The sequence below is a fragment of the Ruegeria sp. AN6 genome (genome assembly GCF_056540425.1).
The window spans coordinates 80,676-92,090 of the sequence record NZ_JBQFWR010000012.1 but is presented as its reverse complement, the minus strand read 5'-3'; the positions used below and the strand labels follow the sequence as shown (position 1 = coordinate 92,090).

General features: G+C 55.5%; 14 protein-coding genes. 4 read left to right on the top strand and 10 right to left on the bottom strand.

The annotated features are described in order from the left end of the window. Window positions 1-262: 262 nt before the first annotated feature. Together cueR and ACR0MQ_RS17355 are read right to left on the bottom strand one after the other, a co-directional pair. Window positions 263-649, bottom strand: a complete 387-nt coding sequence (gene cueR, locus ACR0MQ_RS17360; protein ID WP_152460772.1) for a Cu(I)-responsive transcriptional regulator — start codon at window positions 647-649, stop codon at window positions 263-265. A 15-nt stretch (window positions 650-664) separates the two neighbouring features. Continuing rightward, window positions 665-3,175, bottom strand: coding sequence for a heavy metal translocating P-type ATPase (locus ACR0MQ_RS17355; RefSeq protein WP_480609776.1), 2,511 nt, complete (start codon window positions 3,173-3,175; stop codon window positions 665-667). Between the two features lie 173 nt (window positions 3,176-3,348). Between ACR0MQ_RS17355 and ACR0MQ_RS17350 the strand changes: the two genes are divergently transcribed. Then, window positions 3,349-3,546 (top strand): heavy-metal-associated domain-containing protein, encoded by a 198-nt coding sequence (locus tag ACR0MQ_RS17350; protein WP_170634714.1) that lies wholly within the window; start codon window positions 3,349-3,351, stop codon window positions 3,544-3,546. A gap of 35 nt (window positions 3,547-3,581) precedes the next feature. Here the strand turns inward: ACR0MQ_RS17350 and ACR0MQ_RS17345 are convergent, their stop codons facing one another. The 7 genes from ACR0MQ_RS17345 to ACR0MQ_RS17315 form a co-directional block, all read right to left on the bottom strand. Next, window positions 3,582-4,310: a DsbA family protein gene (locus ACR0MQ_RS17345; protein ID WP_475190680.1), complete on the bottom strand. Its 729-nt coding sequence runs from the start codon at window positions 4,308-4,310 to the stop codon at window positions 3,582-3,584. A 1-nt stretch (window position 4,311) separates the two neighbouring features. Further along, complete coding sequence (locus ACR0MQ_RS17340) at window positions 4,312-4,785, bottom strand: c-type cytochrome (protein WP_170634716.1); 474 nt, start codon at window positions 4,783-4,785, stop codon at window positions 4,312-4,314. Next, window positions 4,785-6,155, bottom strand: coding sequence for a multicopper oxidase family protein (locus ACR0MQ_RS17335; RefSeq protein WP_480609773.1), 1,371 nt, complete (start codon window positions 6,153-6,155; stop codon window positions 4,785-4,787). Before ACR0MQ_RS17335 ends, ACR0MQ_RS17340 begins: the two co-directional genes overlap by 1 nt. A gap of 39 nt (window positions 6,156-6,194) precedes the next feature. After that, on the bottom strand, window positions 6,195-7,094 hold the full coding sequence (locus tag ACR0MQ_RS17330; protein WP_480609770.1) for a c-type cytochrome: 900 nt from the start codon (window positions 7,092-7,094) through the stop codon (window positions 6,195-6,197). 9 nt (window positions 7,095-7,103) lie between these two features. Next, on the bottom strand, window positions 7,104-7,655 hold the full coding sequence (locus ACR0MQ_RS17325) for a c-type cytochrome (protein ID WP_170634721.1): 552 nt from the start codon (window positions 7,653-7,655) through the stop codon (window positions 7,104-7,106). A 396-nt stretch (window positions 7,656-8,051) separates the two neighbouring features. After that, window positions 8,052-8,501 (bottom strand): c-type cytochrome, encoded by a 450-nt coding sequence (locus tag ACR0MQ_RS17320; protein ID WP_480457108.1) that lies wholly within the window; start codon window positions 8,499-8,501, stop codon window positions 8,052-8,054. 69 nt (window positions 8,502-8,570) lie between these two features. Beyond that, the gene (locus tag ACR0MQ_RS17315) at window positions 8,571-9,161 is read right to left on the bottom strand and encodes a L,D-transpeptidase (protein ID WP_480457109.1); all 591 of its coding nucleotides are present in this window, start codon (window positions 9,159-9,161) and stop codon (window positions 8,571-8,573) included. A gap of 351 nt (window positions 9,162-9,512) precedes the next feature. Between ACR0MQ_RS17315 and ACR0MQ_RS17310 the strand changes: the two genes are divergently transcribed. Continuing rightward, on the top strand, window positions 9,513-9,785 hold the full coding sequence (locus ACR0MQ_RS17310; protein WP_480457110.1) for a hypothetical protein: 273 nt from the start codon (window positions 9,513-9,515) through the stop codon (window positions 9,783-9,785). Between the two features lie 10 nt (window positions 9,786-9,795). Here ACR0MQ_RS17310 and ACR0MQ_RS17305 read toward each other — a convergent pair whose 3' ends face one another. Next, window positions 9,796-10,449 (bottom strand): L,D-transpeptidase, encoded by a 654-nt coding sequence (locus tag ACR0MQ_RS17305; RefSeq protein ID WP_480609766.1) that lies wholly within the window; start codon window positions 10,447-10,449, stop codon window positions 9,796-9,798. A gap of 374 nt (window positions 10,450-10,823) precedes the next feature. On the opposite strand from ACR0MQ_RS17305, the gene ACR0MQ_RS17300 reads away from it, so the two are divergent. Continuing rightward, window positions 10,824-11,135, top strand: a complete 312-nt coding sequence (locus ACR0MQ_RS17300; RefSeq protein ID WP_255612174.1) for a DUF2933 domain-containing protein — start codon at window positions 10,824-10,826, stop codon at window positions 11,133-11,135. Between the two features lie 39 nt (window positions 11,136-11,174). Then, a complete protein-coding gene (locus ACR0MQ_RS17295; protein ID WP_170417885.1) occupies window positions 11,175-11,348 on the top strand; it encodes a hypothetical protein in 174 nt (57 codons plus the stop codon). Window positions 11,349-11,415 lie beyond the last annotated feature (67 nt).

Sequence of the window (11,415 nt, the reverse complement as noted above, 5' to 3'; positions counted from 1 at the left end):
CTACTGTTTTTGACGTCACTGCTCGCGACCACAACAGTGCCGACGAAGGTCATCGCCAAGCAGACGCATGTCAGAAACGTCATTCGCAACACTGAGAAGAACTTCCACTCCATCCCGTGCAGTTAGGACGAACGTAACGTGTGTTCAAGCCAGTCGGAGAAAAAAACAGGTGAGTTGGTGCGCTGCATCGAAATGAAGCTGATTCCCGCGAATACACGTAACAAACTGCCAAAATCGGAGGCAGTTCATACGATGAGCGCATCTAAGTTTGGCCGAGGTTCTTCAGGATCGGGCAGTCAGGGCGGTGGTCGCCAGCACATTCGTCGATCAGATGAGACAGTGTAGCATGCATGGCCTTCAGGTCCGCGATCTTGGCATCTATCTCTTTTAGGTTCTGTTTGGCGATATCCTTCACGTCCGCGCTTGCGCGTTCTTTGTCCTCGTACAACGCCAGTAGTGAACGGCAATCCTCAATGGTAAAGCCCAAGGAACGGGCCCGCCCGATGAAGGCCAGTTTGTGCAGTTCCTTTTCGTCGAAATGTCGATACCCGTTCAGACTGCGCCTGGGTTTGATGAATCCGATATCCTCGTAATAGCGGATGGTTTTGGCAGGCAGACCCGAACGTTCTGCTACATCTCCGATATTCACAGCGGTTCTCCTTTTCTATTCAGCAGGCGCTGATCGCAGCGCCTGCTCTTCATTCTGCGAGATCTGTTCTCGCCCAACTTTGATCGGCTTAACCCAGCGCAACCGCAGCGCGTTGGTCAGGACAAATACACTGGACAGCGCCATGGCACCTGCAGCCAGAACCGGCGACAGCAACGGGCCGCCAAACGGATAGAGCACCCCCGCTGCAACCGGTATGAGCAGCGTGTTGTAGCTGAAAGCCCAGAACAGGTTTTGTCGGATGTTACGCATGGTGCGCTGACTAATATCGAAGGCGTTGACCACGCCTGTCAGGTCGCCTGACATCAGAACGACGTCGGCCGCCTCGATGGCGATGTCAGTGCCTGTCCCGATCGCAATTCCTACGTCAGCCGCCGCCAGAGCGGGGGCATCATTGATGCCATCACCCACAAAGGCCAGTTTTCCGCCATTTGAGCGCAGATCTTGCAACGCGGATACTTTACCTTCGGGCAGAACCTCGGCCACGACATGATCGATGCCAAGCTGCGCCGCGATGGATTTGGCTGTAGCGGTATTGTCGCCGGTAATCATCGCTACTTTCAGCCCCAGTCCGTGCAAAGCTTCAATTGCGTCTGGCGTTGTGGTCTTGATTGGGTCCGCCACGGCGATGACGGCTGCGATAACTCCGTCTACGGAGGCATAAAGTGGAGTCTTTCCGTTGATTGCGAGTTCAGCGCCCCGATCAGACAACGCGCCCATTTCAACCCCTTCGCGACTCATCAGGCGGTCGGCCCCGATCAAGATTGTATGGCCTTCGACCGAGGCGCTTACCCCGTAACCGGTGATCGACGTGAAGTCTTCTGGCTTCGAAAGCTCCAGACCACGGGTTTCAGCCGCGCGCACGATGGCCGTGGCGATCGGATGTTCGGATGTGACCTCAACGGCAGCAACAAGGCGCAGAACCTCATCCTCGGCCAATCCTTCGGCCACAATAAGGTCGGTCAGCTCCGGGCGCCCTTCGGTCAAGGTCCCTGTCTTGTCTACCGCAACAACAGTGGTTTCCTGCAGCATTTGCAAGGCGTCGCCCTTTCGGAAAAGGACACCCATCTCGGCCGCACGGCCGGTGCCGACCATGATTGAGGTGGGTGTGGCCAACCCCATGGCGCAGGGGCAAGCAATGATCAGTACCGCAACCCCGGCTACCAACGCCAGGCTGAGCGCGGGATCGGGTCCGAACAACATCCAAACCAGCACAGTCACAACGGCCACAGCGATCACTACCGGCACGAACCACAGCGTGATGCGATCGACCAGGCCTTGAATCGGAAGCTTGGCCCCCTGGGCTTGTTCGACCATTTGAATGATCTGGGCCAACATAGTGTCTGCGCCGACCTTTTCAGCCCGGTACGTCAATGCGCCCGCGCCATTGACTGTTCCGCCGACCACAGTTGCGCCCTCGGTCTTTTCGGCAGGAACCGGCTCGCCGGTGATCATGCTTTCATCGACATATGACGCGCCGGTCACTACGGCACCATCCACCGCGATTTTTTCGCCCGGTCGAACGTGCACAATATCCCCTACAACGATCTGCTCGATCGGTAGCTCGACAACCGATCCGTCGCGCTCAACTCGCGCTGTTTTTGCCTGCAGACCGACCAATTTTCGGATCGCTTCACCAGTTCGCCCCTTGGCGCGCGCCTCGAGGAACCGCCCCAGCAATATGAGAACCACGATCACCGCTGCGGCCTCGTAGTAGACGTTTGCGGTGCCGGCGGGAAGAACACCCGGCGCAAAGGTGGAAACAAGCGAGAACCCATAGGCCGCCGAAGTGCCCAGGGACACCAGAGAGTTCATGTCCGGCGCGCCTTTGAACAAGGAAGGGAAGCCCTTGGTGTAGAACTGCAAACCTGGCCCAAAAAGAACGATCGTGGTCAGAAGGAATTGCAGGTAATAGCTGTTCTGGATGCCGATCGTGCTCGCTATCAGGTGGTGCATGCCCGGAATAACATGCGAGCCCATTTCAAGGACGAATACCGGCAAAGCGAGCAAAGCGGCAAAGCTTGTTCGCCGCGCCAAATGGTGGATCTCTGCCGCTTTGCGGTCTTGTGGTTCGGTCTGCGTCGCGGATCGCAAGCTCGCCGGATAGCCAGCAGATGCTGCAAGCGCCGCGATAGCTTCAGGCGTGGTGACACCCTCAGCATAACGTACAGTTGCACTTTCGGTGGCCAGATTGACCGACGCGGACAAGACGCCATCATCTGCTTGCAATGCCCGCTCAACGCGCCCCACGCACGATGCGCAGGACATGTTCTGAATATCCAGCGTTACCTCTTCCGTCCGTGCCGGATATCCGGCGCTGTTTAACGCATCAGCAATGGCCGCTTTATCGGCTGGATCGCGGAAATCGACCTGAACGCTTTCGCTGGCGAGATTAACCGAAGCGGCATCTACCCCTGGCACATCTTTCAACGCGCGCTCGACGCGCCCTACGCAAGAAGCGCAGCTCATACCCTGAACTTGAAATCGTGCATGTGAAATTTCAGTCATATTGTCACCACAAATGTTCTGCTGACGGGCAACATAAGGGTTCCAGCAAGTGGAAGGTCAAGTGATGGGGTTGACTTTCTTTTCCACTAATTTTGGCGATCCAATTTTCACGACTTGACCTTCCTGTGCTGGAATACTTTAGCCGGGACAACGGAAAACAGGAGCAAACATCCATGACGACCCTAAATATCCCGGATATGAGCTGCGGGCACTGCAAGTCAGCAATCGAAAAAGCCGTTGCCACGGTGGATTCCTCCGCACAGTTGGACTTTGACATGGAAAACCGCAGGGTACGTGTCTTAAGCGCCAATCCACTTGATCAAATCCTTGCTGCTCTGAAGTCCGAGGGATACGAAGCCACGGTCGCATGAGACACTTAGGGGCGCATTCTGTCGCCGCCTTGGTTTTATCTTGCGTCTCTGACTGCCTCGATTAGCCGGGTCATTTCATCTTCGGCGATCAGCCCCGGGGCAAGAGCATCTCCAATCACAAACGAGGGGGTGCCACTGAAGCCAAGCTGTCGGGCCAATTCCATGGACACCTGAATATGTGCGTCGACTTCCGGCGCCTCCATATCTGCGCGCAATTGATCCTCGTCCAGGCCGAGTTCACGGACAACTTTCAGTACACTGGCCTCAGTGGCACGACCGTTCAGAGCCATAAGCGCCCAATGAAATTCTTCATATTTTCCCTGATTACGTGAGGCAAGCGCGGCGCGTGCCGCGAAGTCGGAACCTTCTCCGAGTATGGGCCATTCTCGATAGACAACTCGTACATCGGAATCGCCTGCGATTACGTTTTTCACGACCGGGGCAGCGCGTTTGCAATATGGGCAGTTGTAGTCAAAAAACTCGACCACGGTTACATCGCCTTCCGGGTTTCCGATGACAGGCGCATTCGGATCCTGTTCCAGCAATTCACGCTGATTTTCCAAGACGCTTCCAATTGCTTCGGCTTTTGCCTGATCCTCGCGCTGTTGAAGCAGTTGAATCGCCTGCATGATGATCTCAGGGTTTTCCAAAATGGCTTCGAGAGCCAGCCGTTTTACATCGGAGTCAGACAGCTCGTCGGCGCGTGCCATAGGAATGCCAATCGACATGGCGATAGCGACTAAGCCTGCAAGTATTCGTTTCACATCAGTTTCCTTCCGTTTGTTCTGCTTCGGTGCGTTGCTCTTGCAGCTTGCGTTCCCGATCCGGCCAACTCTCCTTGATGAAGGCGAGGATGTCCCAGATATCCTGATCCGACAGAGTGTCCCCGAAGCCTGGCATGCCGCTTTTGACGTCAGCGACACCCATCTGTTTCAAAGTTTGGTCCCCGCCAAACTTTGTATAGTCGAACAACAGCTTGTCGCCGTGATGCCAGGTGTGCCCGGTTCGGTCATGCGGGGGCGCCCGCAAGACGCCATCCGGATCAGGTGTTTGCCAATCCGGCTGACCCTCCAAATCTGCCCCGTGGCATGACGCGCAGTTTTCGGCGTACAAAACTGCACCACGTGCCGAATCCGCCGATGAACTGTTCTGCGCACGCCCACCCAGGCCCCAGCCAGCGACCGCGACAATGATCACCACAGCAGCCAGTGACACCCATTTCGCCGCGCTCTTGTTCATCACGCCACGCTCAGCCAGGTCTTCATACCAGCGGCCTGATGCGACAGCATGTGGCAATGAAACAGCCAGTCCCCCGGGTTATCCGCAACGAACGCAATCTCCCGCGTTTCTATCCGGTCAACCAGGATTGTGTCCCGCAGCGGCCCCAGGCTGCCGTTCGGCAGAACTTCCTGAAAGTGCGTCCCGTGCAAGTGCATAGCGTGCGGAAAGACGGTGTCGTTCTGCATCTGAATCCGGACTATGTCGCCACGCGAAACGGCAGCAAGTGGGTTTTCAGGTAACCCGGCGACACCGTTGAATGTCCAGATCTGCCCTTCCTGGACCAATTCATTGGTGCTCATGACCCGGCCGTTAAAAGTGCCTTGACGCAGTCCGCCCATCGCCCCGCCTTCCATCACCAATGGAACTGTCAAAGCGTCAGAAACATCTTCGAGAAAAGAAGCAGGGTTGGGTGGCAGGGCTGCGATCACACCGCGGTTAGCAGATGTGCCGCTTCCCGAAACCGGAATCTCAGCGATGACAAACGATTCATCGCGTTCGTGAAGAGTTATTTGAACGGCTTCGTTCGATTCCGCTGTGACATCAACAATTAAGTCTGCTCGCTGTGCAGGCCCGAAAACAAGGGTTTCAAAATTCTCTGGCTGCCTTACGGGCATGCCATCATAAGCGACCAGCTTCCCGTTTGCGCCACCTACTGAGACATACATGATCCGATCAGTTGCCACGTTGACCATTCGAATACGCAAACGTTGGTTCGTCAAAACTTCTGTCATGGGCGATATGTGCGCGTGAACGTAATTTCCCATTCGGCCTGCATGCGTCCAGTCATGCATCGCGCCAAAATCATTGACGATTTGGGCGTCCTGACCCAACCTCCAGTCATCCAGCAGGATCGCAATGTCATGATCCGTGTCCGGCGGGTCCGTTTCTTCGACGATGAACGCGCCGTAAAGGCCTCTGGCCACTTGTTCCGTCGACTGGTTATGAGAGTGGTACCAGAAGGTTCCCGCATCCTTCAGAGGCAATTCATACTGGAACTCGCCGCCTGTTTGTACGGCCTCCTGTGTAAGACCCGGCACCCCGTCCATGTTGTTCGGAACCCGCAGTCCATGCCAATGGATTGCCGTAGGCTGAGGCAGTGAGTTCAGAAGCGTCCGGCGAACCGTTTCACCCTGCCGGGCACGAATTTCGGGGCCCGGAACACCGCCATCATATCCCCATATCTCGGTTTCAGGATAGCTGTCGGGCGCAACACGCACCAATCCTGAACGCGCCTCGATTATTCGGGGGGCGGTAGCCGCCCTCCCGATAGTCGGCACTGCGATTAGTGCCGATGTGCCTGCAACGAATTGCCTGCGATTGAGCTTCATGAGGACTTCCCTCCAAAGAAAATTTGATCTCTCACTCGATTACCCCCCGTCGTGCACATCCAGCAGATAGGTCGCCATCGCCTTCCGGTCATCGTCTGTCAGAAAGCTGGTGCCATAGTTTACGACCTCTCCCATGGCGCCGCCGAATACATCGCCATCAGGCATGACACCGGTGCGCAACGCGTAGGCCAAATCATCTACCGTCCAACCACGCTTTTGCAGTGTCTCAAATTCGATGGCCGGTGCCTTGTCACCGCCCGGCAGGGAGTCACTTCCTTTGAAGTGTTCCGTGTCCGAATTTCTTGCGCCAGCCAGGTTCCTCCCGGTGTGGCAGGCCGCACAATGCGTGGCGCCTTCGACCAGTAGCCGGCCCCGATTCCACACTTCGTCATTGCCCGGCACGGGATCAGTGCGGGGTGGTTCCAGAAAAGCCGCGCGCCACAGCTTCAGGCCCCATCTCTGATTGAAGGGGAACGCCATTTCCTGCTCTTTCGACGGTTCCGGTACCGGTGGAACCGTTTGCCAGGCTGCCCAGAGATCCGCGATGTCCTGATCTGTGAAGTTGGCATAGAACGGATAAGGAAAGGCTGGGTAATAGGGTTCGCCGTCAGGCGACACGCCCTGACGCACCGCGCGGGCAAATTCCTCGACCGTCCAATCACCGATACCGTGGTCAGGATCGGTGGTCAGATTCGGTGAATAGAGCGTGCCGAACGGGGTATCCAACTCCACCCCACCGGCCAAGGGCGCACCCCCTTTAGCAAAATCTGTGTGGCAAGCGATACAGCCACTTGCCCTTGCCAGATAAGCCCCGCGGTTAACGTCACCCTGAATGTCGAGAGCTTGTAAGGGCTGGCCAATTGGCCAAGCCATCACGGCAACAAGTCCCGCTGACGCCGTTACGGCGGCAGCAAGGCCCAATCGGAATATCGGTCTCATGACGCATTCCTATTCCGACCGAAACTGCGTGTGACATGCCGAGCATGTCTGGCTCAGCATCATGAACACACCATCTGCCGGCATTTCAGAAAGTTGTGCCTGGTTTGGACTGCCGCCCATCATTCCGGCACCCATCATGGATGCGCCGCCCATCATGCCCGAACCATGGCCCGACCCGGACATCATCAACCCGTTGTCCGCCGCAAGCACAAGGCCTTCAGAGTAGGTTTCCAACTGCCTGGCTAACTCTGCAAATGAACCCCAATCCTGCCAGATCTCCGATTTGGCCTCCGAGGGTTTGCCATCAGATCCCTCTGGAAACAGCTTTGTCATGCTCTCGCCAGCGTGACGCCCGATTTTCTTGGCCTCGCTTCGTACCGTTTGCGCATTGTAGGGCGTTTTCCCCTGCATCATCGGCGTAAGGATCTTCATGCTGTCCTTCATCGCGGACATACCATCCATGCGTTCTTTGACGATGCCGGTTGCGCCACCATGCGCCAGGGCGGCGGCTGCGAACAGAGAAACCAGGGCAACGCCTGTGGTCAATTTTAGAATGTTCATTGTTTTGTCCTTGTCGTCTGCTTCGACGCGCCCAAGTTGAGCGCAATTCGACTGGTCAGATCAGGACACGCGGCGGTGGTGGTTCAAACGCCGCGATACCGAGAACACGGTATTGGGCTCGAGGGATCGAGTATCTTTGTTCAGTATCTTGAGGGCCAGGCGGTGTTGGACCCATCGAAAATAGACCAACAGCGTTGCAAATCGTTCCGCCGTGACAATGTCCAGGATGACCCTGCTTGACATGCTCAACGTCCGCAGAGACCGTTTGTTCAATCACGTGCTGTGAACCACTGCCATGTGCATGAGCAGAATCGGCCGTCCCAAGCAGCCCGCCAAAGGCCAGCACCATTGACAGGATGATGTAACGAATTGCACTACCCATTCGGCTCGTCACCTTCAGAAAATCCCGTTTTCCTGCTGCAACTCTCTTATATATGCCACGATGCCTTTCACATCCGCACGGGTCAAGCCATCGACCGGCGGCATATTGCCGAACTTCCAATGGTGTGCCCGAACTCCTTTCTGGACTGCCACATAAAATGACTCGTCCGAATGGTGGCTTGGTTCATAGATTTTATGCACCAATGGAGGCGCGAGCCCTTCCAGGCCAGTTGCATTCGCGCCATGGCACGCCGCACATTTGGCGTCGAATGCCACTTTGCCGACGGCAGCAGACTCGCCCAGCTGCTCTGGCAAATTGACGTTTTGGATTGGGTCTCCTGGCTCCAGCACCGACGTATCAGGTGGCGTCATCGAATGGCCAGTTGGTTGCTGATCGAGATTGTAGACGATAGCGGCGGCACCTGCGATCGCTACTCCGCCTATCAAGAGTGTAAGTTTATCCATCTCAGTTTTTCACGTCGTTGTCAGTTACCGAATTTAAGCACCTGTCCTGAAAAGTCATCTTGACCAAGGTCAGATCAATTTTACCTGCGTGCCCACAGTGGCCAGTTCGAACAATTCCGCAATCTGCTCGTTGTATAAACCAATGCAGCCGTTGGAGGATCTTCTCCCGATCTTGCGCGTGTCGTTGGTGCCGTGGATGCGGTAGTATTGCCAGCTCAAATAGAGCGCATGTGTCCCCAGAGGGTTCTCAGGACCCGGGCCTACATAGTCAGGCCATGCTGGATTGCGCTCTTTCATTGCCGGCGTTGGTCGCCAAGATGGCCCTTCGACCTTGCGAATAACTGTGGTATAGCCCAGCCTTGTAAGGTCTTCCGTGAGCGGTACGCTGGTTGGATACATCCGATAGACGCTTTCGTCTTCTGACCAATATTGCAGGACCTTGGACTGTGTATCGGACAGGATTACCCCGTTTTTCAAGGTATCAAAGTGGTCCTGCCATTTAGCAACGCGGAATGAGGAAACATTGCGGCGCGTCCCCTCAGTTGCCGTTGATTGGGCCCAAACGGCCGGTGCTGGAAAAAGTGTCGTCGCAGCAAACGCGGCAATCACTCCACGTCGCGTAACAACCTTACCTTCTTTGCTCCGTTTCATGCCTGCCATCCCAAAGTTTATTCTTTTATTCCGACTCAAATAATTCGTATGCCCGGTTCCTGCGCTGGAAGGTCAACACGCAAATGACATTTCATATGGGGCGCCTCGTCTGAATTGTCGTTGCCGTTGGCGCAGTGATATTTCCTTAGAAGGCGGACCCAAACCATCAAGTCGTTGTGGAAAAGCAATTTTTCTTGGACGTAATTCCAGGCTGCTTTAAGCAAAACCTGACTTTCTTGAATCGACCGAGCACAAAAAAGCAACGCTAACAATTGCTTAGTTCTTAGTGAATTGATGTGATCACCCGTCGATGCGAGGGTATCAGGTACTACAAATGACAAACACAATGGACTAAACACCATGTGCTTCAAGAAAGCTTTCCAAGCACTGGCCGCACTTATGCTCGTCGGCGCCTGCACTGAAACAACGTCAATACCTGCAGATGGCGAGCCCAGAACGCTTTCCCGAGTTCCTGACGCCGTTGCCCAGATTGCTGCTCCGGGCCAGGACCTGAACGCCGTGAAAATCATGCCTGAGGACGGTTGCTATTGGTATCGCTACGTGGGACCGGTTGAAACGACCTACCTGCCACTCAGGACTATAGAAGGGCGCCCAATCTGCACGCGCGCCTGACAAGCACCTATCAGCTGGTCGCGGTCAAATGCCGCTCGGGAGGGTAGAGATGCGCCGTGGCACCTGGCCTGACACGGTCATACAGTCCGATGATATGTGGCATCGCCATCCTTACGCAGCCGGAACTTGCACGACCTCCTATAGATCTTGGATAGGGTGTTCCGTGAATTCGCAAGTATGTGTCGCGACCGCCTTCGAACAGATAAAACGCCCTTGATCCCAATGGGTTTGTCGGCCCACCGGGCACACCATCTGCGAATTGCGCATATTCATCAGGGTCGCGCTCAATCATTTCGGCTGTAGGAGTCCAACGCGGCCATTTGGCCTTTCGCTTGATCGTGTAGACTCCGGGCTCGTAAAGATTGCCTCGGGCAATGGCTACGCCGTAACGCATTGCTGTGCCACCGTCTTCGATGAAATACAGATATCGTGCCACCGCGTCGACATGAATGTCACCCGGAGTAAGTGGTCGATTGGTTTGCACACGCTGAGGCAGGAAACGTGGGTGTAAACCCCAGGGATTGGATGTTGCGGGATCAAAATTGGCTGGAGTTACTTGCGCATCCCACTCCGACCATTGCGAGGCCGCCGCCGACGTCACTCCAAAAACCGGCTGAGAGAAAATGGCGAGCGAGGCTGCAACAAAATGTCGTCTGGTCAGCATTGATAGCGCTCCTATTGGCTGGTTGGTGTCTGGAGTTAGTACCCAGGGGATTAGACAATCCGCGACGGGGGAAGATTTGTCCATTCAATTATTCGTTCGATATCGCTTCGACCCACCCGCGAGTTTTCAAGGCTTAAAGTGACCTAGGCAGCTTCGTGTTTAACCTGAAACTTCACCAGGCGTCGGGACGACAATGCCTGCTGTTCATACCCCTAAAAACTTCCCTGTTCCGGCCGTGTCTATGCACCAAGTAAGGCCCAAGCAAATGCTGGACTGGTTTGACAGCGTCAAATTCGCTTCGCGCCAAAACAGCTTGACCTTCCATCGTGGGAAGGCGTTAGCAGAGGTCTCCAATCCAAATTTTGGAGTTGAATGTGAAAGAAAAACAGACTGCAAACGCGCCGCAGGCGTCAGTACCGGTTAGCGGCGGCAAGATAATGAAATGGGGCATGATGGTATGTTGCATTGCCATGATAACGCCGATCGCTCTCTACTTGATCGCCGGCGGGACGGTTGGTGGGCTTTCTGACTCCTTGGGTCTTTTCGCACCGTTGATCCTGTGCCTCGGAGCCCATTTCTTTATGCACAAGGCGATGGAAAAATCCTGTCATTCGAACAAATCTGAATCGGAAAGACCAAAGGCAACAGACGCCGCGGTCGGACCGAACCCAGTACACCGGCAATAATCTTCAATCATGAAGCTTTGGTGCTCAAGGTTGGCCGCCATGTCGCTGGCCGCTCTTTCGCTGGCGGCTTGCGCACCACGCCCTAAACTATGCCCGCTGCAACCGCCGCAGCCTGAATACGCCCTGCCCCAAGGTTGCCGGGTTCAATGGGAGGGCGCGGATGGCGGGGCCTATTTCATCTGCGAAGACGGGCGCGAAGGTTTCGTGAGCTGATCGTGGGGATGTGACATTCCGGCTCGTTGACCCTCCAGCGCTGGAATCTGGCAGAGACGGGTGCAAA